25 protein-coding genes are annotated in these 23,496 nt (G+C 64.5%); 9 read left to right on the forward strand and 16 right to left on the reverse strand.

From position 1 onward, the window contains the following. Nucleotides 1-60: 60 nt before the first annotated feature. The 14 genes from lpxK to AB7849_RS11205 form a co-directional block, all read right to left on the reverse strand. Nucleotides 61-1,038 carry a tetraacyldisaccharide 4'-kinase gene (gene lpxK, locus AB7849_RS11140; protein WP_008213932.1) on the reverse strand — a complete coding sequence of 326 codons (978 nt, stop codon included), beginning with the start codon at nt 1,036-1,038 and terminating at the stop codon, nt 61-63. Nucleotides 1,039-1,049: 11 nt separating this feature from the next. Then, the gene (gene msbA, locus AB7849_RS11145; protein WP_369501074.1) at nt 1,050-2,834 is read right to left on the reverse strand and encodes a lipid A export permease/ATP-binding protein MsbA; all 1,785 of its coding nucleotides are present in this window, start codon (nt 2,832-2,834) and stop codon (nt 1,050-1,052) included. Then, nucleotides 2,831-3,262 carry an ExbD/TolR family protein gene (locus AB7849_RS11150; RefSeq protein WP_008213931.1) on the reverse strand — a complete coding sequence of 144 codons (432 nt, stop codon included), beginning with the start codon at nt 3,260-3,262 and terminating at the stop codon, nt 2,831-2,833. Before AB7849_RS11150 ends, msbA begins: the two co-directional genes overlap by 4 nt. A gap of 6 nt (nt 3,263-3,268) precedes the next feature. Then, the gene (locus tag AB7849_RS11155; protein WP_175481468.1) at nt 3,269-3,931 is read right to left on the reverse strand and encodes a MotA/TolQ/ExbB proton channel family protein; all 663 of its coding nucleotides are present in this window, start codon (nt 3,929-3,931) and stop codon (nt 3,269-3,271) included. 104 nt (nt 3,932-4,035) lie between these two features. Beyond that, entirely contained in the window at nt 4,036-6,348 is a 2,313-nt protein-coding gene (locus tag AB7849_RS11160; RefSeq protein WP_008213929.1) for a DNA internalization-related competence protein ComEC/Rec2, read from the reverse strand. Nucleotides 6,349-6,494: 146 nt separating this feature from the next. Beyond that, entirely contained in the window at nt 6,495-7,205 is a 711-nt protein-coding gene (gene lolD / locus AB7849_RS11165; protein WP_139201658.1) for a lipoprotein-releasing ABC transporter ATP-binding protein LolD, read from the reverse strand. Then, nucleotides 7,198-8,442, reverse strand: coding sequence for a lipoprotein-releasing ABC transporter permease subunit (locus AB7849_RS11170; RefSeq protein WP_147627203.1), 1,245 nt, complete (start codon nt 8,440-8,442; stop codon nt 7,198-7,200). Before AB7849_RS11170 ends, lolD begins: the two co-directional genes overlap by 8 nt. A gap of 95 nt (nt 8,443-8,537) precedes the next feature. After that, nucleotides 8,538-8,975 carry a protein YgfX gene (locus tag AB7849_RS11175; protein WP_008213925.1) on the reverse strand — a complete coding sequence of 146 codons (438 nt, stop codon included), beginning with the start codon at nt 8,973-8,975 and terminating at the stop codon, nt 8,538-8,540. Beyond that, the gene (locus AB7849_RS11180) at nt 8,947-9,195 is read right to left on the reverse strand and encodes a succinate dehydrogenase assembly factor 2 (protein WP_008213922.1); all 249 of its coding nucleotides are present in this window, start codon (nt 9,193-9,195) and stop codon (nt 8,947-8,949) included. Before AB7849_RS11180 ends, AB7849_RS11175 begins: the two co-directional genes overlap by 29 nt. A 232-nt stretch (nt 9,196-9,427) precedes the next feature. Beyond that, entirely contained in the window at nt 9,428-10,207 is a 780-nt protein-coding gene (locus tag AB7849_RS11185; RefSeq protein ID WP_008213921.1) for a succinate dehydrogenase iron-sulfur subunit, read from the reverse strand. 21 nt (nt 10,208-10,228) lie between these two features. Further along, complete coding sequence (sdhA, locus tag AB7849_RS11190; RefSeq protein ID WP_008213919.1) at nt 10,229-12,016, reverse strand: succinate dehydrogenase flavoprotein subunit; 1,788 nt, start codon at nt 12,014-12,016, stop codon at nt 10,229-10,231. A gap of 5 nt (nt 12,017-12,021) precedes the next feature. Next, nucleotides 12,022-12,417: a succinate dehydrogenase, hydrophobic membrane anchor protein gene (sdhD, locus tag AB7849_RS11195; protein WP_008213917.1), complete on the reverse strand. Its 396-nt coding sequence runs from the start codon at nt 12,415-12,417 to the stop codon at nt 12,022-12,024. Further along, a complete protein-coding gene (gene sdhC, locus AB7849_RS11200; RefSeq protein WP_008213915.1) occupies nt 12,414-12,809 on the reverse strand; it encodes a succinate dehydrogenase, cytochrome b556 subunit in 396 nt (131 codons plus the stop codon). Before sdhC ends, sdhD begins: the two co-directional genes overlap by 4 nt. A gap of 89 nt (nt 12,810-12,898) precedes the next feature. Beyond that, on the reverse strand, nt 12,899-13,066 hold the full coding sequence (locus AB7849_RS11205) for a DUF1674 domain-containing protein (protein WP_081491810.1): 168 nt from the start codon (nt 13,064-13,066) through the stop codon (nt 12,899-12,901). Between the two features lie 109 nt (nt 13,067-13,175). Here AB7849_RS11205 and ygfZ point away from each other — a divergent pair, with 109 nt between their 5' ends. Next, entirely contained in the window at nt 13,176-13,979 is an 804-nt protein-coding gene (gene ygfZ / locus AB7849_RS11210; RefSeq protein WP_369501075.1) for a CAF17-like 4Fe-4S cluster assembly/insertion protein YgfZ, read from the forward strand. A gap of 451 nt (nt 13,980-14,430) precedes the next feature. Next, nucleotides 14,431-14,865, forward strand: coding sequence for a cell wall hydrolase (locus AB7849_RS11215; protein WP_037101197.1), 435 nt, complete (start codon nt 14,431-14,433; stop codon nt 14,863-14,865). Nucleotides 14,866-14,943: 78 nt separating this feature from the next. Here AB7849_RS11215 and AB7849_RS11220 read toward each other — a convergent pair whose 3' ends face one another. Beyond that, nucleotides 14,944-15,429, reverse strand: coding sequence for a glycine zipper 2TM domain-containing protein (locus AB7849_RS11220; protein WP_008213909.1), 486 nt, complete (start codon nt 15,427-15,429; stop codon nt 14,944-14,946). Nucleotides 15,430-15,452: 23 nt separating this feature from the next. Then, nucleotides 15,453-16,040, reverse strand: a complete 588-nt coding sequence (locus AB7849_RS11225) for a glycine zipper 2TM domain-containing protein (protein WP_008213908.1) — start codon at nt 16,038-16,040, stop codon at nt 15,453-15,455. 199 nt (nt 16,041-16,239) lie between these two features. On the opposite strand from AB7849_RS11225, the gene AB7849_RS11230 reads away from it, so the two are divergent. The 7 genes from AB7849_RS11230 to phbB all read left to right on the forward strand — a co-directional run bounded on the left by AB7849_RS11230 (nt 16,240) and on the right by phbB (nt 23,373). Continuing rightward, entirely contained in the window at nt 16,240-17,022 is a 783-nt protein-coding gene (locus AB7849_RS11230; RefSeq protein ID WP_008213906.1) for a TatD family hydrolase, read from the forward strand. Between the two features lie 118 nt (nt 17,023-17,140). Then, nucleotides 17,141-17,665, forward strand: a complete 525-nt coding sequence (locus AB7849_RS11235; protein ID WP_008213904.1) for a MarR family winged helix-turn-helix transcriptional regulator — start codon at nt 17,141-17,143, stop codon at nt 17,663-17,665. Further along, complete coding sequence (locus AB7849_RS11240) at nt 17,662-19,182, forward strand: efflux transporter outer membrane subunit (protein ID WP_037101195.1); 1,521 nt, start codon at nt 17,662-17,664, stop codon at nt 19,180-19,182. Before AB7849_RS11235 ends, AB7849_RS11240 begins: the two co-directional genes overlap by 4 nt. Continuing rightward, complete coding sequence (locus tag AB7849_RS11245) at nt 19,179-20,375, forward strand: HlyD family secretion protein (protein ID WP_369501076.1); 1,197 nt, start codon at nt 19,179-19,181, stop codon at nt 20,373-20,375. The genes AB7849_RS11240 and AB7849_RS11245 overlap by 4 nt, the downstream gene beginning before the upstream one ends. Before the next feature lie 24 nt (nt 20,376-20,399). Then, complete coding sequence (locus tag AB7849_RS11250; protein WP_008213899.1) at nt 20,400-21,953, forward strand: DHA2 family efflux MFS transporter permease subunit; 1,554 nt, start codon at nt 20,400-20,402, stop codon at nt 21,951-21,953. An 85-nt stretch (nt 21,954-22,038) separates the two neighbouring features. Continuing rightward, nucleotides 22,039-22,539: a polyhydroxyalkanoate synthesis repressor PhaR gene (gene phaR, locus AB7849_RS11255; protein WP_008213897.1), complete on the forward strand. Its 501-nt coding sequence runs from the start codon at nt 22,039-22,041 to the stop codon at nt 22,537-22,539. 72 nt (nt 22,540-22,611) lie between these two features. Beyond that, the gene (gene phbB / locus AB7849_RS11260; protein ID WP_008213896.1) at nt 22,612-23,373 is read left to right on the forward strand and encodes an acetoacetyl-CoA reductase; all 762 of its coding nucleotides are present in this window, start codon (nt 22,612-22,614) and stop codon (nt 23,371-23,373) included. Nucleotides 23,374-23,496: the final 123 nt, after the last annotated feature.

Below are 23,496 nucleotides of genomic sequence, written 5' to 3' on the forward strand. Positions count from 1 at the left end.
GCGCGCACCACCGGCTGTGGCGCCAATGATAGCGGCGAAACGGCCCGACGCCTGAACCGATTACCGTGCAGCGCCGATGCGCCGTACCACCTCATCGAAGAAGGCTTCAGGCAATACGCCACGCACCGGCACGCTCCACCAGCCATCGCGTGCGAATTTCCGGCACTTCACCGCGTCCTTGGCCGTCATCAGCAACGGCAGGTCGTCGTGGAAATCGACATCGGAGAGCACAAAGGCGTGGTGATCGGCGAAAGCGTGCTCGATGACGTCGATGCCCTGCGCCCGCAAGCTGTCGAAAAAGCGTTGCGGGTGGCCAATGCCGGCCACTGCATGCACGCGCAGCCCGCGAAAAGCGCCCAATGGCTGCTCCCGCCCGTCCGGGATGCCGCGCACGACACTGCCCTCGAGCCGCATGGTGAACTCGCCAGCCACACGGGTTTCGCCGTTGCAGACGCGAAAATCCACGGCATGCAACCGGGACATCGGCTCGCGCAGCGGCCCCAGCGGCAGCAATCGGCCATTGCCGAAGCGGCGCACGCCATCGATCACGCAGATCTCCACATCACGCGCGAGGCGGTAATGCTGCAGGCCGTCGTCGGCCACGATCACGTCGCAACCGGCATCGATCAGCAAGCGCGCCGCCGCCGGGCGATCGCGCCCCACCGCCACCGGCACGCCGCTGGCGTGGATCAGGCACGGCTCGTCGCCTACCTGCACCGGATCGGGGGCATCGCTCAACAGCAGCGGCTCACGCTGGTCACCGCCGTAACCACGGCTGACCACACCGGGCTTGCGCCCACGTGCGCGCAACGCCTCGACCAAGGCAATCGTCAGCGGGGTTTTGCCGGTACCGCCAACGGTGAGATTGCCCACCACGATGACCGGAACCGGCAGTGTCTCACTGCGCAGCCAGCCGTGGCGGTAAACCCATCGCCGCAGCCGCACCACGCCGCCGTAAAGCACCGCCAGCGGCCAGCACCACCAGGGCACTCGACCCTTGTCGTACCAGGCCAGCGCAAGCGTGTCGGCCAGAGCCATCGGGAGCGTGCTCAGTCGCCCGCGCCGCTCTGCAGCGGCTCGTTGAACTGCATGCGATGCAACATGGCGTAATAGCCATCCATGTCCATCAACTCGGCGTGCGTCCCACGTTCGACGATACAGCCCTGATCCATCACGGCGATCTGGTCGGCATGCTCGATGGTAGACAATCGATGGGCGATCACCAGGGTGGTGCGGTTCTGCATCAGTTTCTGCAACGCCTGCTGGATCAACCGTTCCGACTCGGTGTCCAGTGCGCTGGTGGCCTCGTCCAGTACCAGGATCGGCGCGTTCTTGAGGATGGCACGGGCAATCGCGATACGCTGGCGCTGGCCACCGGAAAGCATGCCACCGCCCTCGCCAATCGGACTGTGGATCCCTTGCGGCAGGCGTGCGATGAACTCCATCGCATTGGCGGCCTCGGCCGCAGCCATGATGTCCTCGTCGCTGGCACCCGCCAACTCGCCATAGGCGATGTTCTCCGCCACCGTACCGTCAAACAGCACCACGCTCTGCCCCACCCATGCAATCTGGCGGCGCAGCGAGTCGAGCGTGTAATCGGCATAGTTCTGGCCATCGAGCACGATCCGCCCTGCGTCGGGCTCGTAGAAGCGGGGCAACAGTGCAACCAGGCTGCTTTTGCCGCTGCCCGAACGCCCCACCAATGCGGTGACGCTGCCCTGCGGACAATGCAGATTGATGCCGCACAAGGCCGCATTGTCACTGCGCGGATAACTGAACCGCACATCCTCGAAGCGCAATTCACCACGTGTGCGCTCCAGCACCCGGTGACCATGATCGGTCTCGGGTGCCATATCCATCACGTCGAACAAGTCTTCCGCTGCAGATACGCCACGCTGAATGTTCGCCTGCACATTGGTCAAGCGCTTCAGCGAAGGCACCATGGCGCCCATCGCGGTCAGCACGGCAACGAACACGCCAGAGGAAATATGGTCGATCACACCCGGGCGCGTGCCCAGGAAAACCAGCGCAGCCAGCGCCAATGCCGAGACGCTCTGGATCGCGGTACTCGACGACGCATTGGTCGCGGCAATTTTCAGGTTAAGTCGACGGGTGCGGTCGGTCACCGCGTCGAAGCGCCCGGCCTCGTGCGGTTGGCCGCCGTAGATGCGCACCTCGCGATGGGCATTCACCGACTCCTCGACGGTGCCGGTAACCGATCCCATCGAGCCCTGGATACGACGGCTGATCTGCCGATAACGGCGACTGACCACAGTGGCGATCAATGCAACTGGTGGCACCATCACCAGCAACACCAGCGTCAGATAAGGGCTGGTACTCAACATCACGTACAACATGCCGATTACAGTGAAGCCCTCGGTAATCGCCACCTTCACCGCATCGGTGGAGGCCGCAGCCACCTGCTCGCTGGTGTAAGTGATACGCGAAATCTGCTGCCCCGAGGGTTCCTCGCCGAAAAAGGCCGCCGGCAAACGCAGATAGGCGGCAAATACATCGCGCTGCATCCCCTGTACCACATGGCGACCTATATAGGAGATGCCATAGCTGCTCACGAAGGTACCAACACCACGCACGGCAAAGATGCCGATGATCCAGATCGGCATCCAGAAAATCAGGTAGGGGTCCTTCTCCGCGAACAGCCGATCGATCATCGGCTTGAGCAACTTGGTAAACGCGACCAACCCCCCACCATCCAACACCATGCCCAGCATGGCGATGACGCCCACAACCCAGTAGCGCTTCGTGTAACCCAGCAGCCGCTTGTATATCTGCCAGCTCTGCGCGTCCCAGATGGCGGTCTTGCCGCTGTTCATTGGCTGCCGCCCGGATGATCCGGCGTGGTGGCGATGGCCAGGTGGGTGAAGCCGAGCTGGCCGAGCGCATCCATCGCGGTGACCACGCTCTGGTGCGAGGACATCGCATCGGCGCGAATGGTCACTTGGCGGTCGCGTTCATCACCCGCCACGCGGGCGATCGCCTGCTTGAGTTGGTCCACGCTGGTTCCTGCCACTTCGTCACTGCCCACGTAGAAATGCCCCGCGCGGTCCACCATCACGGTCAGCGCCGGTGGCTGCATGTCGCGGTCCTGCGCACTGGCCTGCGGCAGGTTTACCTGCAGGCGCGAGTGCTGCACAAAGGTGGTGGTCAGCACGAAGAACATCAACAGGGTGAGCAGCACGTCGATCAACGGGATCACGTTGATCTCGAAATCGTCGCTGCGGCGATCGTTGCCTATGCGCATGGGCGATCAGACCGCTGCATGGCCGGTAGCAGCCGGCGTCCGTCGCACACGTGCCGGAGCCACCGGCGAAACCGGCGTGAGGTCATCCAGCAGCACGATGGCCTGCTTCTCCATCTCCACGCAATAAGCCGATACTTTCGAGCGGAAGTAACGATGCAGCACGTAAGCCGGGATCGCCACCGTGAGGCCGCTGGCCGTGCAGATCAGCGCCTCGCCGATGCCGCCGGCCATGCGCGTCGGATCGGCCATGCCGCCGCCCATTACTTCCATGAACATGCGGATCAGGCCGATCACGGTACCGAACAGGCCCAGCAACGGGCCGATCAGCGCAATCGTGCCCAGCGTATTCAGGTAACGCTCCATGCGATGCACCACGTGGCGACCGGTATCCTCCAGCCGCTCCTTGATCTGGTCGCGCGGACGATGGCGCACGGCCAGCGCCGAGGCCAGCAGTTCACCCAGTGGCGAACCTGCGGACAATTGCTCCAGGTGCGACGGGTCGAGCTTGTCGGAACGCGCCCACTCGCGCACTTCCTGGCCCAGGCCAGGTGGCAGCACGGAGCTGCGACGCAGCGTCCAGCAACGCTCCAGCACGATCGCCAGCGCGATCGCCGAACAGATCAGGATGGGCAGCATGGCCCAACCGCCCGCCATCAGAATGTCCAGCACACCAACCCCCATCTGCACGAACTGCGGAAACGCGCATCATAGCAGCGTCTCCGCCCGCTACCGTGCGTCCGGTGGCAGTTGCGCAACCGCGTGCCCGCAGGCCTTCATTCACGCCAATAGCGTGGTTGCCGCTGGCGCCACGTGGCAGCCACATGGGCTGACTCAGTCACCGGAAAATCCACCTCGATGGCTCCACGGACCGCCGTGTTCAGCACCGGCACGCCGGCCTTGGCATAGCGCTGCAGTACCTGCGGTCGCGGATGGCCGAAACGGTTGCGCCAGCCCGCCGAGACGATCGCCAACCGTGGATGCACCGCGGCAATGAACCCGGCGCTGGATGACGTCAGACTGCCGTGATGCGGCACCAGCAGGATGGGTGCCGGGCCAGGTTCCACTGCCGCGGCCACCGCCGGTTCCACCCGCTTGCTGATATCGCCCGGCAACAGCAGACGCCCGCCTGGCCCTTCCACCAGCAACACGCAGGAACGGTCGTTATCGCGTCGACTCGGCGCCGCGGACACCGGATTGAGCACGCGAAAACGCACTTTGTCCCACGTCCACGCCTGGCCGGCGAGGCACGGCTGCATCGGCAAGGCCATCTTCTCCACTTCGCCGGCGTAACGGCGCGCATGCGGAAACGCGCCCGCCACCGCCACTGCACCACCGGCATGATCGTTGTCGGCATGGCTGATCATCAGCATGTCCAACCGATCGATGCCCAGCGCGTGCAGCGATGGCGTCACCACCGCCTGCCCCAGGTCGAAACCGGAGGGATAACGCGCGCCGGCGTCGTAGACCAGCACGTGATGTCGCGTGCGCACCACCACCGACAACCCCTGCCCCACATCCAGCACCCACATCCGGAAGGCACCAGTCGCCGGGCGTGACAACGGCGGCCACAGCAAGGGCAGGAACAGCAGTACGCCCAGCCATCGCAACGGCACCCCGCGCGGCATGAACAACCAAAGGGCGCCCAGCATGGCCAGCAACAGCGCCCACGGCTGCACCGCCGGCAGATACCAGTGCGCGCCCGGCCATGTCGCCATGTGCTCCAGCAGCCACCATTGCGCATGCGCCATCCAGCCCGCCAGGCGCCATACCGGCGTGGCCAGCGGCGGACACAGCAACAGCATGAGCAGGCCGAACAAGGCGCACGGCACGATCGCGAAACTGACGAACGGCACCGCGACCAGGTTCGACAGGGCACCGACCAGCGAGGCCTGGCCGAAAAACCACAGACCCAGCGGCAGCAGCGACACCATCATGACCAGCTGCCCTGCCGTCAATTCGTGCAGGAACGCTCGCCAACCGCGCCCACGCCCAACCAGGCACAGCAGCAGAAACGCCACCCCGACGAACGACAACCAGAATCCCGCCGACAACACCGCCAACGGATCGAACAGCAGCATCGCGATCATCGCCAGCGCCAACGCATGCGCACCACCGACATGACGGCGGCTGCAGCGCGCCAGCGCCACCACGGCGATCATCAACAACGTGCGCACCGTGGGCAGGCCGAACCCTGCCAGCGCGCCGTAGACGAGTGCCGTCGCCAAGGCCGCCGCAGCCTGTGCCGATGGGCGTGGCCAGCGCAACGCCAACATCGGACACAGCGCATACAGCAAGCGTGCCAGCCAGACGCCGAAAACGGCCGCCACGCCCACGTGGAAACCGGAGATGGCGATCAGGTGCGAGACACCGTTGGCACGCGCCACCTCCCAGTCGTTTTCGTCCAGTCCGCGCGTATCGCCCACCGTGAAAGCGCGCAGCAGATCCGCGTCGTGGGCATTCGGCACCCGGCGCATGATTTCGTCGGCCAGCCAGCCACGCAAGCGATTCACGCAGAACGCTGGCGAGGCTCGCGACGCATTGGCAGGATCGTCGCGCACATAGCCCACGGCCACGATGCCGCGTTCCAGTGCACTGCGTTCGCTATCGGCACCACCGGGATCGATCATCCCGCGCGGACGCTTCAGACGCAGCGTGAGATGCCAACGCGAACAGGGATGCAATGCGGGTGGCTGGCCGTACCAGGCCAGTCGCACCAGCCCATGCAGCGGCACCGGGTGGCCATCCAGAACGACACGCTCCAGGCGCAACTGGAAAGCCGTGGCGTGCGCGCGCACCTGTGGCAGATCGGCGACCTGCCCGGTCACGCTGAAATCGCGCCCTTCCAGATGGCGCGGCAAGCGCGCCTCCATCGCCAGGCTTCCGCGCCAGACCGCCCAGGCAAGGCCGAGCAGCAACACCATCACCCAACGCAGGCGCGGCCAACGCCAGCAACACGGCAAAGTGCCAGCAGCCAACAGCAACATGCTCCAGCGCGGCGGCAGCACCGGCAGCCACTGCACAACCAGTACACCGGCCAGCAAGGCCAGCCCGATGCCGATCGTTCCCTGTCCCGCCACACGCGCCATGCCTGCGCCTTGCCGCCCTCCGACCGGGCAAGCCTAGCCCGCCGAACGCCGGATGCCTGTAGGCGAACGCCGTTATCGCCTGTAGCTACCCGCAGCGGCAGAGGCGCATGGGCGCCTCGACCAGCGCCCGCAATGCCTGCGCCGAGTTACGCCGCCACGTGCTCGCGCAACATGCCGTTGTGCAACTCCAGCGTGCGATCCATCCGTGCTGCCAGACGCTGATCGTGGGTGACCAGGATGAAGCTGGTGCCGATCTCGCGATTGAGCTCCAGCATCAGCTCATAGACTTGGGCGGCATTGGCTTCGTCGAGATTGCCGGTGGGCTCGTCACCCAGCACGCAGGCCGGCCGGGTCACCAGCGCCCGGGCCACCGCGCAACGCTGGCGTTCGCCGCCGGAAAGCTCGGACGGCTTGTGATGCGTGCGCTGACCCAGGCCGACGCGTTCCAGCAAGGTCATCGCCTGCTGCTCGGCTTCGGGAATCGGCGTGCCGCGAATCAGCAGCGGCATGCATACGTTCTCCAGCGCGGTGAATTCGGGCAGCAGGTGATGGAACTGATAGATGAAACCCATCGAGCGATTGCGCACGCGCCCGCGCTCGGCATCGGACAGCGTCGACAGCACGCGCCCTTCCACCGCCACTTCGCCACGGGTCAGCGTGTCGAGCCCGCCGATGATGTGCAGCAAGGTGCTCTTGCCCGAGCCGGAGGCGCCCACGATGGCCAGCGTCTCGCCGCGCTTCAGCTCGAAGCTGGCATCGACCAGCACCTCGGTCTTCAGGCCGTCTTCGGCATAGGTCTTGGCGATATGGCTGACGCGCAGCACGGTGTCGTTGTTCATGGCATTCGACTTATTCATAGCGCAGCGCCTGCGCCGGCTGCGTGCGCGAGGCGCGCCACGCGGGATAAAGGGTAGCCAGCAGCGAGAACGCGAAGGTAACCACGGTGACCCAGAGCACGTCGTGCCACTCCAGCCGGCTTGGCACCTGGCTGATGTAATAGACATCGGGCGACAGGAACTGCACGTGGAACACATCCTGGATCCAGTCGACGATGTTCGGCAATTGCCACGACAGCAGCGAGCCAAGACCCACACCGAAACCGATGCCGACCAATCCCACCAGCACGCCCTGCACCATGAACATGCCCATGATGCTGCGCGGCGTGGTGCCCAGGGTCCGCAGGATCGCGATCTCGGCCTGCTTGTCGGTCACCAGCATCATCAGCATCGAGACCAGGTTGATTACCGCCACCAGCACGATCAGCGACAGGATGATGCCCATCACCAGCTTCTCCATCGAGATGGCGGAGAAGAAATTGGCGTTGTCCTGCATCCAGGTCCGCACCGAGTAGATGTCACCCAACTTGTCGGAAAGCTCGTGCGCCACCGGAGCGGCATTCCAGAGATTGTCCAGCTTCAGGCGAATGCCGGTAGGGCCAGCCAGGCTGCGCAGTGCCTCGGCATCCTGCATGTTGATCAGCGCCAGGTTCGCGTCGTAGTCGTGCATGCCCAGCGAATAGATGCCGGTGACGTGGAAACTGCGCACCAAGGGCACCGAACCGAACGGCGTGGCGCGCAGTTGCGGCACGATCACGATGATCTTGTCGCCCACCGACACGCCCAATTGCATGGCCAGCTCGTTGCCCAGCAGGATGTTCCAGCTTTTCGGCGTGAGCGAATCGAACTGGCCCGAGACCATGTGCTTGCTGAAGTCCGACACCTTCGGTTCCAGCTTCGGCTCGATGCCTCGCACCATGGCGCCGGAGGACCCACGCCCTTGCAGGAACGCCTGCACGTCGACATACGGCGCCGCGCCGCGCACGTGCGGATTGGCATGCGTGATCTCAAGCGCGCGCTGCCAGTTCTGCATGCCGGACGCATCGATGCTGGACACCGTGGCATCGGAAACCGCGCCCAGAATGCGTGAACGCAGCTGGAAATCGAAGCCGTTCATCACCGACATCACGGTGATCAGCGCCATCACGCTGATCGTGATGCACACGATGGACACGCTGGAAATGAACGAGATGAACTGGTTGCGTCGTTTGGCGCGGGTGTAACGCAGGCCGATGAAAAGCTCGAGCGGTCGAAACATGGGCAGGTCGCTTGTGGGGTTCGCTGGGCAGGCCGCCCGGACATCCATTATCAGGTATTCGGTGAGACCGTGCCGGCAAGGCAAAGTGCCCGGGTTCAGGATGACGAATCGGCGGCGGTTACGTCCCGCACTGCCAACCGCATGCGCAGGCGGCGGCGAATGTCGGGGTCGCTGTTGTCGGGCGCGAGCAGCAAGGTCGTGATGCGTTGATCCTGCTCGCGCAGGCGCAGCAACACGAAGCTTCCCAGCACGCGGAACGACAGCAGGGTGGCCATCGCGTCGTCGCCATTGCCCCGATGCAGATTCCAACCGCCTTCGGCGGCCCAGCCCGCCGCTGTCACATCCGCATCCGAGCGATGCCGCATGGCATGCAGCCACAAACCCAACGCCAGGATGACCAAAGCCGGCTTCAGCCACCACGCGAAGCCGCACGAGGCAATGGCCAACACGGCCAACACCAGTACGGCGGTCAAAGCACGCGCAAGCAGCCGCGACGGCTGGTACTCAAAGCCGATGGCGGGCGCGGATGTCATCGATGATCGACTGCCAGTCCGCACGGGGCGCTCGCGCGTGCCCCATCACCCAGTCCCACAGATCGGGGTCCTGCACATCGAGCAGTTCGTCGAAGGCTTGGCGCTGCGCTTCGCTGGCCGACGGAAACGCCTCGTCCAGCCAACCGCCGAACAAGGCATCGAGTTCGCGGGTGCCGCGGCGGGTGCGCCAGCGCAGGCGCTTGATGTGGGCTTCGTCCATAGATCAAAGCGCGCGAAGCGCCTCCTTTGCTCCCTCTCCCGTTCGGAGAAAGGATTGAGGTGAGAGGATCAATCTTGCGACTGAGCAGTATTCGAAGGAAAGCTTTTTCAGCCTTCTCGCGAGCACCCTCCCCTCATCCGCCCTGCGGGCACCCCGGATCGAGTCCGGGGCAGGCTCTTCTCCCCGGAGGAGAGAAGGAAGCATGGTGTCGCCGCTGGGCGGCGACGTTTCCTTAGGAGCGTCGTTCCACGATCAGCTTCTTGATCTCCGCGATTGCCTTGGCCGGGTTGAGACCCTTCGGGCAGGTGCGTGCGCAGTTCATGATGGTGTGGCAACGGTACAGCTTGAATGGGTCTTCCAGGTCGTCCAGGCGTGCACCGGTGTCTTCATCGCGACTGTCAACGATCCAGCGGTAAGCCTGCAGCAGCACGGCCGGACCGAGGTATTTGTCGCCGTTCCACCAGTAGCTCGGGCAGCTGGTCGAGCAACAGGCGCACAGGATGCACTCGTACAGGCCGTCGAGCTTCTTGCGATCTTCCGGCGACTGCAGGCGCTCGCGATCCGGCGCCGCACTCTGCGTACGGATCCACGGTTTGATCGAGGCGAACTGGGCGTAGAAGTGCGTGAGATCGGGCACCAGATCCTTCACCACCGGCATGTGCGGCAGCGGATAGATCTTCACGTCGCCCTTGGCCACGCCGTCGATCGCGCAGATGCACGCCAGCGTGTTGGTGCCATCGATGTTCATCGCGCACGAGCCGCAGATGCCTTCGCGGCAGGAACGGCGCAGCGTGAGCGTGGGGTCGATCTCGTTCTTGATCTTCAGCAGTGCATCCAGAACCATCGGACCGCACGCGGCCAGATCGACCTCGTAGGTGTCGATGCGCGGATTCTCGCCGTCATCCGGCGACCAGCGATAGATGCGGAACGTACGCGGTTTTTTCGCGTCCTTCGCCGGAAAGTGCTTGCCCGGCTGGATCTTGGAATTCTTGGGTAGCGTGAACTCGGCCACGATTGCCTCTCCAGTCGGTAATCAGTAAACGCGCTTTTTCGGGGGCACCACGTCGACCTCGTCGGTCAGCGTGTGCATGTGCACGGGGCGGTAGTCGAAACTGGTCTTGCCGTTTTCGTCCACCTTCACCAGGGTGTGCTTCATCCACTCGGCATCGTTGCGGTCCGGGAAATCCTCTCGCGCATGGGCGCCGCGGCTTTCCGGGCGTTGTTCGGCCGAATGCATGGTGCCCACTGCCTGGTCGAGCAGGTTGGCCAGTTCCAGCGTTTCGATCAGGTCGGAATTCCAGACCATCGAACGGTCAGTGACGCGCACATGCTTGAAGGATGCGTGGACGGCATCGATCTTGTCGCAACCTTCCTTCAGGGTCTCGCCCGTACGGAACACCGCGGCATCGGTCTGCATGGTGCGTTGCATGTCGAGGCGAATCTTCGCCGTCGGCGTATCGCCATCGGCATGGCGCATGGCGTCGAAACGAGCCAGTGCCTTGTCCAGCGCGCTGGCCGGCAGATCCTTGTGCGCTGCGCCCGGCTTGACCAGCTCGGCACAACGATGCGACACCGCACGACCGAACACCACCAGGTCGAGCAGCGAGTTGGAGCCGAGGCGGTTGCCACCATGCACCGACACGCAGGCCGCTTCGCCAATGGCGAACAGGCCCGGCACCACCGCATCGACGTCGTCGCCGCGCTTCTGCACCACTTCGCCGTGATAGTTGGTCGGGATGCCACCCATGTTGTAGTGGACCGTGGGCAGGATCGGAATCGGCTCCTTGGTCACGTCCACGCCCGCGAAGATGCGTGCCGATTCGGCAATGCCCGGCAGGCGTTCATGGATCACTTCGGCGCCCAGGTGCATCAGGTTCAGGAAGGCGTGGTCCTTGTGCTCGCCGACACCGCGACCCTCGCGGATCTCGATGGTGATGGCGCGGCTGACCACGTCACGCGAGGCCAGGTCCTTGGCGCTCGGCGCGTAGCGCTCCATGAAGCGCTCGCCCTTGGAGTTGGTGAGGTAACCGCCCTCGCCGCGCACACCCTCGGTAATCAGGCAGCCTGCGCCATAGATACCGGTGGGATGGAACTGCACGAACTCGAGATCCTGCAGCGCCAGGCCCGCGCGCAGCACCATGCCGCCGCCGTCGCCGGTGCAGGTATGGGCCGAAGTCGCACTGAAATAGGCGCGACCGTAGCCGCCGGTGGCCAGCACCACGGACTGGCCGCGGAACAGGTGCAAGGTACCTTCATTGAGGTCCAGCGCGAGCACGCCGCGGCAAACGCCTTCCTCGTCGAAGATCAGGTCGATCGCGAAGTACTCGACGAAGAACGTGGCATCATGCGCCAGCGCCTGCTGGTACAGCGTGTGCAGGATCGCATGACCGGTGCGGTCGGCCGCGGCGCAGGTGCGCTGCGCGGTGCCCTTGCCGTAATGCGTGGTCATGCCGCCGAACGGGCGCTGGTAGATCTTGCCGTCCTCGGTGCGCGAGAACGGTACGCCGTAATGCTCCAGTTCGAGGATCGAGGGAATGGCCTCGCGGCACATGTATTCGATCGCATCCTGGTCGCCCAGCCAGTCGCCACCCTTGATGGTGTCGTAGTAGTGGAAGCGCCAGTCGTCCTCGCCCATGTTGCCGAGCGCGGCGGCGATGCCACCCTGCGCTGCCACGGTGTGCGAGCGGGTCGGGAACACCTTGGTGATGCAGGCGGCCTTCAGGCCCTTCTCGGCCAGACCGAACGTGGCACGCAAGCCCGCGCCACCGGCGCCGACCACGATCACGTCATACTTGTGTTGCTGAATCTTGTAGGCTTCCATCGAGCTCAGGCTCCCAGTGCGATGCGCAGTACGGCCAGCACACCCGCGAGTGCACAGAGCACCGCGAGGAACTTGATCGCTACCAGCAGGACGACTTCCTTCCAGCGGGTATGCACGTAGTCTTCGATCACCACTTGCAGGCCGAGCACGGCATGCCAGAACGCGGTGACCACGAACAGGATCAGCAGCAGCGCGTTCCACGGCTTGGCAACGGTGGCCCGGGCCGTGGCGAAATCGGCGTGCAGCAGGCACAGCACGGTGATCACGAACCACAGGCCGAGCACGACCAGTGCCGCGGCAGTGACGCGCTGGGTCCACCAGTGACCCGCACCGGATTGTGCCGAACCCAGCGCGCGGGCGCGCTTGAGGGGATTGCGCAGATCGTTTGCGTTCGCGCTCATGCGGCACCTCCCGTGCTCAGCACCCAGGCCCAGACAATCACCACCAGCACGATGCTGGCGATCAGCGACAGCCAGCTCGAGCGCACGAACTGCGGAATCGCGTAACCCGCGCCGGTGTCCTGCACCAGATGGCGGATGCCGTTGCACAAGTGGTAGAACAGGGACCAGCTCCAGCCGATCAGCAGGATGATGCCGACGGGACTGCCGATGCAGGCCTTGAACTGATCGAAATGACTTTCTCCAGCGGCCAGCGCGAGCAGGCCCCACAGCACCAGCAAGGTGCCTACGGCCAGCGCAATGCCGGTGGCGCGATGCAGGATGGAACTCACCATCTGCACTTGCCACTTGTAGATCTGAAGATGCGGAGAGAGCGGTCGTCGCGTGTCTGCCATGGCGGCTATCCTGGGGTGGAATCGCTGGATGTCCTTGCCGCCTCGCCTCGTTCCCTCGCCGATCGACGCACGCGCCGATCATGCGCGAATCAGAAGTCGATGCAACGCCCGTTCTTTTCCCAATCGCCATAACGCGTCGGGTCGGGCGCCGGCCGCTCGACCTTTGCTTCGCCGGACGTGTCGGAGGCAGGAACGACAGAGCGTTCCGGCACGGCGGACTCGGGCTTGGTTTCGGTTTGAGAGGGCGTCTTGGACATGGTTTTCTTTAGCCGAGAAAGCGTAATACTTGCGGCAGTGCGGCACAACCATTGACATGCACGCATCCACCTTGTGCAACCCGCCCCAAGCCCCTACATGACATTGCAGATGACGACTCCGCTTCCCGCCCATACCCTGCTGATCGAAGGCCCGGACGCCATCGCCTTCGCGCAATCGCAGTTCAGCAACAATATTGCCGCACTGCCGAACGGACGGTGGCAATTCAGTGCATGGCTCGATGCGCAGGGGCGCGTACGCGCGCTGTTCCACCTGCTCCGGCTGGATGACGAGCGCCTGCTGCTGTTGCTGCGCGGCGACCATCCCGATGAACTGGCTTCATCGCTGCAGCAGTTCGTATTCCGCGCCAAGGTCCGGCTGACGCACTCATCTTCATCGATGCTCGCGTGCGGCCCGGCACGACCGATCTTCGACGTGAATTGCGATGGCGATCTCATCGAACTGGGCTGTGGCAATCATTCATTGCTGTGTGGCAACCACCTCTCCGGCGACGACAGCTGGCGCCGATTGCAATTGCTCGACGGTTGGGCGTGGCTGCCGGAGGCCGCGACCAACACGCTGCTGCCCCCCGCACTGTCGATGTACCGATTGCCCGCCGTCGCACTGGACAAGGGCTGCTATCCCGGACAGGAAATCGTCGCACGACTGCATTACCGCGGCCGCCACAAGCGCCACTTGCACCGCGTCAAGTTGTCGCAAGCCGTATCTCACGGCACGGTTCTGCACGTCGAACACGATGACGCCGTGCAGTTGCTGCAGGTGCTGCCGCACGAACACGGCGCCGAAGCACTCGCCGTCCTCTCCGATGAACTGGCGGAACGCTTTCCACACGGCTCCGAGGTCGCCTCCGACGAAGGTCCAAGCCTTCGCCTTGAAACCGGCTGGAGCGACTGATACAGACGCATTGCAAGACGATCTTGTCGTTCATTCAAACGTGAAATGAATGTGAACATTTCCCTCAAGGCACTTGCACACGACGAAAAGCGCCACTAGTCTCCGCCGATCATTTGGAAGCGCCGCCAATACTGGGCGCTGATGTACGCGACGAACCGGAGGGGTCCGGATCTCAGCGCGACCCGGCAGCAACAACGCCGGATGGAATGAACGCCGAATGGCGAAAGCAGTTGCAGGCACCAGGGCCGAAACGGCTCTTGCAGCGCCAAGACAACACACACCTCGACCGACATCGGATCAGCCGGTCGAACGCCACAATCCCGTGGCAAAGCACCCGACCACAAGTTTCGGTTCGGCGTGATCAATCCAGGTGGAAGGGCCTGCCCGCTCTCCATCGCAACGGCGCGCGAGACATCCATTCGTCCCGCGCGTACAGCACGTTGGAGGCAGAATGAAACTTGCAATGATGTTGTGGCTGGCGTCCGTGCTACCCCAACACCTCGCCAACCAGACCTGTCTGGCGACGACGGTTTACCTTGAAGCGCGCAGCCAGCCCACCATCGGCCAGCTCGCGGTTGCAGAGGTGGCCATGCGTCGCCGCGACCAGGGCCGGTGGGGCAACACGGTGTGCGATGTCGTCACGGCGCCGCACCAGTTCGCCACCGCCACCACGCCGAAATCATTCGAGATCACCAATCTCGCCGCGTTCCAGAAGGCATGGAAGATCGCCGGCGACTCGATCAACAACTGGAACCTGCCGCGCAACGAGCGCCGCTTCGTGGTACCCCATGCCGACCACTTCGCCACTGCCGCGGTATCACCGACGTGGGAACGCAATCGCACCGGCACCACCATTGGTGCGCACACGTTCTACGCCGTCAACTGACGCGACAATCGCCCACAAAAAAGGCCCTCGTTCGAGGGCCTTTTTTTGGACGTATAAACGGCTAAATGAAAACAAGGATCAGCGTGCGTAAACCTGGTTTCCGCTGACCTCGACATAGTCGCCGCGACGAACACCGGGATCATTGCGCTGGGTCACGGTGACATACTGGCCATTGTCCAGCCGCACCGAAACCTGCCACGCCGTCTCGGAACCGCCCGTGCGCTTGCCGACCTGGTCGCCCACGACACCGCCCGCCACGGCACCGGCAACGGTCGCAGCCTTGCGACCGTCACCCTTGCCGACCGTATTGCCCAGCAAGCCGCCGGCGACTGCACCGATCACGGCACCCAGGGTGCCGTTGCTGCTTTTCTGCACGTAGACCTGCTGCACGTCCTGCACCACGCCACACTGCTGGCAACGAGCACCCCGTCCGCCATAACCCTGCCCTTGCTGGACGTAACCGCCATTGCGAACGCCATAGGGTTGCTGTGTTGCACAGCCGGCCAACCCCAGGCCGGCAGTCAGCGCGACAACAAGAATCGGCTTGCCGATACGGATACTCATGCTCGTCTCCTTTTGGAAAGAAATCAGCGTGCGTCGGATACGGCCACTACACCCTGCTGCACTTCCACGCGATCACCCGGATCGTGATCCATCCGCGTCGAACGCGTTACACCGTTGTACTGGTACGTGACGTCGTAGCCGACGATCTTGGTGGACGAGCTGCTGACGGTATTGCACTCGCGCTCGGTGGTCGACGTCACCGTGCCATGCTGATGGGCTGCTTCAATGCGGTTGCCCGCGTAGCCACCACCCACGGCACCGGCCACTGTCGCCAGCGTCTTGCCCTTGCCACCGCCCACCATGTGGCCAAGCAGGCCACCGGCCACGGCGCCGATCGCGGTACCGGCAATGCGATGCTGATCCTTCGGTGGCGCCGTGTGGTTGACCACCACATCCTTGCAGACCTGATGCGGATTGTTCACGGTCTTGCGTACCGGCGTCACGCTGACCACCTTGGCGTACTGCGGACCACTGTTCGCGGCAGCCTGTTGGGCCGCCGGCGTGCCCGCCGCACCTGCATCGGCGCTGGCATCGCGGTTGCAGGCCGCCAGGCTCACCGCGAACGTGGCCGCGATCCCCATGTAAAGCGCATTGACTACCAACCTGTTCATCGCGAATCTCCCATGTTGAATTGATGGTCACGTCTGACGTCTTCCGTCACGCCATGCTCCACCTGATTACATTGATAACCCGTGCAGACTGAATCCGAACTTGATCAAATTCGTCACACATCCTTCACAACTCCCCCATGCCCCGCGCAGATTAGCCACAAGCCATGGCACAAGGAAGAATCCACTTCACGAAAACTCCATGCCCATCCTTGCCGACAGCCACGTACACCTCGATGACCCGCGCTTTGACGACGATCGTGGCGACGTACTCGCACGCGCCCGCCGCGCCGGCCTGAACACCTTGATCATCCCCGGGGTCGATGCAGCCAGCTGGACCAGGCTCCTCGCGCTGCATCATGCCGAACCGGGTGTGTACGTTGCGTATGGCCTGCACCCGATGTTCCTGGCTCGCCACCAACCCTGCCACCTCGACACACTCAAGCAATGGCTGGTCCGTGAACGCCCGGTAGCCGTGGGCGAAATCGGGCTGGACTTCCATGCCGAAGGCCTCGATGCCGAGACCCAGCGACAGTATTTCCATCGTCAGCTCGGGCTGGCGCGCGAACACGACCTGCCGGTCATCGTGCACGCCCGCCGCGCGCTGGACGAAGTCATCCACACGCTGAGGCGCTTCGATATCCGTCGCGGCGTGGTGCACAGCTTTTCCGGCAGCGAGCAGCAGGCACGCCAGCTATGGCAACTCGGCATGCATCTGGGCATCGGCGGACCGGTAACCCATGCGCGCGCGCAGCGCCTGCAGCGCATCGTGGCGAACATGCCGATCGAACACCTGTTGCTGGAAAGTGATGCACCGGATCAACCCGGCGCCGGACACCGTGGTCAGCGCAACGAGCCTGCCTTCATCACCGAAACCCTGCGCTGCATTGCACGACTTCGCGACGAAGCGGAAGACGCGATCGCAGCGGCCACCCTCGCCAATACCCGCCGCCTGTTCGGACTGGACGCACGCGCAGACACGTAATCCGGATTGTCCGGTTCGCGCCGCACCGTGTCGTCACGGCACTTGCACCCCTCTGCATCGACTGCTAAATTTTTCACTTCATCAGTGAAATATAATCCAGTGAAGTGGTCGCGCTGAAATGATTGGACTGGGCAACTGCATCGAAATGATGGACGAGGGAATCGACCGGGTGAACCAGGTCATCCCCCAACTGCCTCGCGACGAGGCCAAGCTTTGTCGCCTGCTGCTCATGGTCGGCACTGGCCTGGAAGAGGATCTCGAGTTCCAGCTCAAGCCGCACAAGCTCAACCACAGCGAATTCCTCACCCTGATGATCCTGTACAGCCGCCCGGATGGCAGCTCGACACCCGGCGAGCTTTGCGAATTCGCCAGCCAGGGGGCCACCAACATGACCCGCATCGGCAACGCGCTCTCCAAGCGCGGCCTGATCGTCCGTGGCGCCAGTGCCGAGGACCGCCGGCGCGTGGCCATCCGCATCACCGCGGCGGGCCGGCGCTTCGTGCAGAAAGTGCTGCCGCCGCTGTTCCCCCGCCTCGACACGATGTTCGATGGCTTCAGCACCACCGACAAGCGCAACTTCAGTCACCTGCTGCGCAAGCTCGCCCACAACCTCGATCAACTGCACGCGGACCCCGCGCCATGAATCATTCCCCATCCCGGCCCGCGCGACTCGTCTTGTCGGCCGCGCTGGCGATTGCCGTTGCCGGTTGCGCCCTCGCGCCAGCGAAAATAAAGCACCCCGCATTGCGCGACGACGTGCCGCTGGCCGGCCTGCAGGTGCCTACCCGCGCCGGCTGGCCGGCGGCCGACTGGTGGCGTGCCTACCACGACCCGCAGCTCGACACGCTGATGGCGCTGGCGCTGAAACAGTCACCCAGCCTGACCGAAGCGCATTCCCGCGTGCAGACGGCTGAACAATCGGTGCGCCTGGCCGCGGCGCAAGCCGGCCTCAGCATCAACGGCAGCGCCCAGGTCACGCGCCAGCGGCTGAGCGAACACGGCATGATTCCGCCGCAGTTCCTCGGTTTCACCTGGTACAACCAGGCCGACCTTGGCGTGCAGTTGCAGTACGACTTCGACTGGTGGGGCAAGAAGCGCGCCGCCATCGATGCCGCGCTGGACCAGGCACACGCTGCCGAGGCCCAGCACAGCGCCGCCGCGCTGACCATCGAGAACGCCGTCGCCGATACCTACTTCGGCTGGCTGGCCGACCAGGCGCGACTTGAGCTTGCGCGCAAGGCCGTCGCCACCCAGCAACAACTTCTGCAGATTGCCCGCCTGCGCGTGAAGCAAGGCGTGGACGAGCCGGATACCGTCCAGCAGTCGGCATCCAACCTGGCCGCCGCGCAGCAGATGCAAGTCGCCATCGACAGCTCGGCGCAAATCCGCAAGGTGGCGCTCGCCGCGCTGCTCGGCGTGGCGCCAGCCGACCTGCCCGACTTGCAGCCGCGCGCCCTGCCCGCCATCAATGGCGCACTGCCGGCCAATGCCCGCCTCGACCTGATTGCCCGCCGCCCGGACATCGCTGCCAGTCGCTGGCAGGTGGAAGCCGCACTGCGACAGACCGACCAGGCTCGCGCGCAGTTCTTCCCCGACATCAGCATCAGCGCAATGGCCGGCCTGTCCAGCACCAACCAGGGCGCCCCGGCGATGTTTGGCGGTGGCAGCAGTGGCAACCTGATGAATGTCTTCAGCCCGAGCAGCCGCGTGTTCAGCCTGGCTCCTGCCATCCACCTGCCGATCTTCGAAGGCGGCCGGCTGAAGGCGGCCTACGGCGTCAGCCGCGCCCAACTCGATGCCGCCGTGGCCCAATACAACGCCGTGGTGACCGATGCGGCGCGTGACGTCGCCACCCAGGCACTGGGCGCCGAGCAGATCGCCGCCCGTCGCAAGCAGCAGGCACGCCAGGTACAGGCCGAACAGCAGCTCGTCGACAGCGCACAGGCCCGCGTGCGCCAGGGCGTGCGCGATGCCCGCGCCAGCCTCGCCGCCACCGCGCAATGGCTGCAGCAGAAAGACACCGCGATCAATCTTCACGCGCAGGCACTGACCACCGATCTGGCCCTGATCAAGGCGCTCGGCGGCGGCTATCACATGCCGGCGCCAGCCGATTCCACGTCCGCACCGACGACATCCCCCTCCGGAGCCCACACCCCATGAGCGCGAACGAAACCACCGCGTCGCCCGAAAGCAACGACAGCGGCATGGCCGCCAAGGACCCGGCCAAGCGCCGGCGTGTCCTGCTGATCGTCGCCGGCATCTTCATCCTCATCGGGCTGGCCTGGTTCCTGCTGTGGCTGTTCGTGTTCTCCACCCGCGAGACCACGGACAATGCTTACGTCGGCGGCAACCAGGTGACCATTTCGTCACAGGTTCCCGGCACCGTCGTGGCGATTCTTGCCGACGACACCGAACATGTGAAAGCCGGCCAGGTGCTGGTGAAACTGGACAGCACCGATGCCGACGTGCGCCTGCGCCAGGCACGCAGTGCGCTGGCCATGGCCGTGCGCCAGGTGCGCCAGCAGACCGATTCGGCCGGGGGCGCCGACGCCGGCGTCGCCGCGCGCAAGGTGCAACTGGCACAGGCGCAATCCGATCTCAAGCGCCATCTGCCGTTGCTGGCCGCCCATGCCGAATCGCCCGAGATCGTGCAGCACCTGCGCGATGGCGTGGCGCAGGCGCAGGCCGCACTGGCCACTGCCGAAGCCCAGGCCAAGGCGGCGCACGCGGCGATTGCCGGCACCGATATCGCCCAGAACCCGGCGGTGGAACAGGCCCGCGCCAATTTCCGCGCCGCCTGGGTCGCCTCCGAGCGCAACACCATCGTGGCGCCGGTCTCCGGCTACGTGGCACAGCGCAGCGTGCAACTCGGCAGCAGCGTGGCGCCGGGCCAGCAATTGATGACCGTGGTACCGCTGCACCATTTGTGGGTGGACGCCAACTTCAAGGAAAACCAGCTGCGCCACATCCGTATCGGCCAGCCGGTGAAGATCACCACCGACCTGTACGGCGATGACGTGACCTATCACGGCAAGGTGGTCGGCATGGGGGCCGGCACCGGCAGCGTGTTCTCGCTGCTGCCCGCGCAGAACGCCACCGGCAACTGGATCAAGGTGGTGCAGCGCGTACCGGTACGCATCTCGCTGGACGACAAGGAGCTGGACAAGCATCCGTTGCGCGTGGGCCTTTCCGCCGATGCCGTCGTCGACATCAAGAACGACAACGGTCCCGTGCTGGCCCCGGGCGAAGCGCTGCCGGCCGCCTCGACCAGCGTCTACGACCAGATCGCCAGCCAGGCCGACGCGGAAGCCGACAAGATCATTCGCGCCAACCTCGGTTCCGCGTCGCACTGACCGCCCGGATTCCCCGACATCCCCATGGCCGACCTCCCCGCCGAGACCGCCGCCGCGCCCAAGCCGTTGCAGGGCATGCCGCTGGTGCTGCTCACCATCGCCGTCGCGTTCAGCACGTTCATGGAAGTGCTGGACATGACCATCGTCAACGTGGCCGTGCCACACATTTCCGGTAGCCTGGGCGTAAGCCCCAACGAAGGCACCTGGACGATCAGCTCCTACGCGCTGGCCAGCGCGATCATGCAACCGCTGACCGGCTGGCTGGCACGGCGCTTCGGTGAAGTACGAACGTTCACCGTCTCGGTGTTGTTGTTCGTGGTGTTTTCCATGCTGTGCGGCATGGCCACCAGCATGCCGATGCTGGTGATGTGCCGCCTGCTGCAGGGCGCCGGTTCCGGCCCGATGGTGGCACTGTCGCTGACCCTGCTGCTGTCCAGCTACTCGAAGGAAAAACAGGGCATCGCGCTGGCCTTGTGGGCGATGACCGTGGTGGTGGCACCGATCTTCGGCCCGATCCTGGGTGGCTGGCTCACCGACAACTTCTCGTGGCCGTGGATCTTCTTCATCAACCTGCCGGTGGGATTGCTGGCGGCCATCATCACCTGGACTTTGCTGCACAAGCGCGAGACGAAGACCGTCAAGGCACCGATCGACATGATCGGCCTGGTGCTGCTGGTGGCCGGCGTGGGCTGCCTGCAATTCATGCTGGACAACGGCAACGACCACGACTGGTTCGCCTCGCCGCTGATCCTGACCCTGGGCATTATCGCGCTGGTCAGCCTGACCTTCCTGGTGGTGTGGGAGATCCACGCCAAGCACCCGGTGGTGGACCTGTCGCTGTTCAAGCAGCGCAACTTCACGGTCGGCGTGGTGGCGTTGTCGCTGGGCATGTTCGCGTTCTTCGGCATCAACGTGGTGTTCCCGCTGTGGTTGCAGGTGGACCTTGGCTACACCGCCACCTGGGCCGGCCTGGCCACCGCACCGGTGGGCGTGCTGGCGTTCCTGATGTCGCCGATCCTCGGCAAGAACATGCACAAGCTGGAACTGCGCTGGGTGGTGACCTTCGCGTTCGTGATCTTCGCGATCACCTCGTACTGGTTTTCGCGCTTCGACAGCTCCGCCTCGTTCGGCACGCTGGCGCTGCCGCGCTTCGTGATGGGCCTGGCGATTCCCTGCTTCTTCATTCCGCTGAACCAGATCTACCTGGCCGGCCTGCCCGCCACCGAAATCGCCAGCGCCTCGGGCCTGTCCAACTTCTGCCGCACGATCGGTTCGAGCATGTCCACCGCGATCACGGTGACGCTGTGGCAGCACCGCAGCGAAATGCACCATGCCACGCTCACCGAATATGTCAGCCCCGGCCAGCCGGCAGCCACGCACTTCATCGAGCGGCTGTCGCACAGCGGTTTGTCGCACACGCAAAGCCTCGGCCTGATCGACAACCTGGTCACGCGCGAATCGCTCACGCTGGCGGTAAACGACGTCTTCCTGGCCTGCGCCGTGCTGTTCCTGCTGCTGATTCCGGTGTTGTGGTTTGCTCGCCCACCGTTCGGCAGCGGTGGCGCCATGGGTCACTGACGCCGCCCATGCTGCACCATGCAGTGCAGCATGGATTGGCCGCTGGCGACTGGTGCGGCGCAATAAGTTCTGCTAGGTTGCCGCCATGGCACAAGCAACCCGCATCATCAAAAAGTACCCGAATCGCCGGCTGTACGACACGGAGATCTCCAGCTACATCACGCTGGAAGAAGTCCGTCAATTGGTCCTGGACGGCGAAAATTTCGAAGTGCGCGACGCCAAGAGCGGCGACGACCTGACCCGCGCCGTGCTGCTGCAGATCATCTCCGAACACGAGGAGAAGGGGCAGCCGATGCTGTCGCCACAATTGCTGCGGCATATCATCCGTTTCTACGGCGACTCGCTGCAGGGCTTCATGGGGCCGTATCTGGAGCGCAGCCTGCAGGTCTTCCTCGACCAGCAGCAGCAATTCCGGACCCAGCTCAACAGCCTGATGGGCCAGACCCCGTGGTCGATGCTCAACGACCTGACCGAGCGCAACATGGATGCGTGGAAGTCGATGCAGCGCGGCCTGATCGATGCCGCCACGCAGGTGCAGTCCGCCACTACCGGGCCTGCCGGACGCGGCGGCAAGAAATCCGGCTGACGGGCCTTTCCCGCCATCCCCGCGCTGCAGCACGATACGTGCTGCTGTGCGCCATGAGCGCGAGTCGAGATCATGAGTTCTTCCGCATCCGAAGCCCGTCTGGCCGTCGTCACAGGCGGCCTTGGCGGGCTTGGCACTGAAATTTGCCGTCACCTGGCTCGGGCCGGCCGCCGCGTGGTGGCGCTGGACCTGGCCACGCGCACGGAACGTATCGAAACCTTCCGGCGCGAACTAGCCGATCTCGGCGACAGCGTCACTTTCGAACCGGGCGACGTGGCCGACTTCGATGCCAGCCACGCCACCATCGAGCGCATCGAGGCCAAGCACGGCGGCATCGACATTCTGGTCAACGCCGCCGGCATCACCCGCGACGCCAGTCTGCGCAAGATGACGCCGCAGCAATGGCACGAACTGTTGCGCGTGAACCTGGACGGCGTGTTCAACATGTGCCGCCACGTGGTCGAAGGCATGAGCGCGCGCAGCTTCGGGCGCATCGTCAACATCAGTTCGGTGAACGGCCAGACCGGACAGTTCGGGCAAACCAACTACTCCGCCGCCAAGGCCGGCGTGCACGGCTTCGGCATGGCACTGGCGCGGGAAACCGCCCGCAAGGGCATCACCGTCAACACCGTCTCGCCCGGCTACTGCGACACGCCGATGGTCGCGGCGGTAGCGGAAGACATCCGCGCACAAATCATTGCCGGCATCCCGGTCGGGCGCCTCGGCTCACCCGCCGACATCGCGCGAGCAGTAGTCTTCCTCGCCGCCGACGAAGCCGGTTACATCACGGGTGCCAACCTGCCGGTGAACGGTGGCTACTTCATGAGTTTCTGAACACAAGAACCTCCTGTAGGAGCGCACCCTGTGCGCGAATGCTCTTGGCTTCGATCAGGCGCGAGAGCATTCGCACACAGGGCGCGCTCCTGCCTCGGAAAGACGAGCCCGCCGAGGGCGTGG

It is taken from the genome of Rhodanobacter sp. FW021-MT20, assembly GCF_041107475.1.
Taxonomy (GTDB): Bacteria; Pseudomonadota; Gammaproteobacteria; order Xanthomonadales; family Rhodanobacteraceae; genus Rhodanobacter_A; species Rhodanobacter_A glycinis.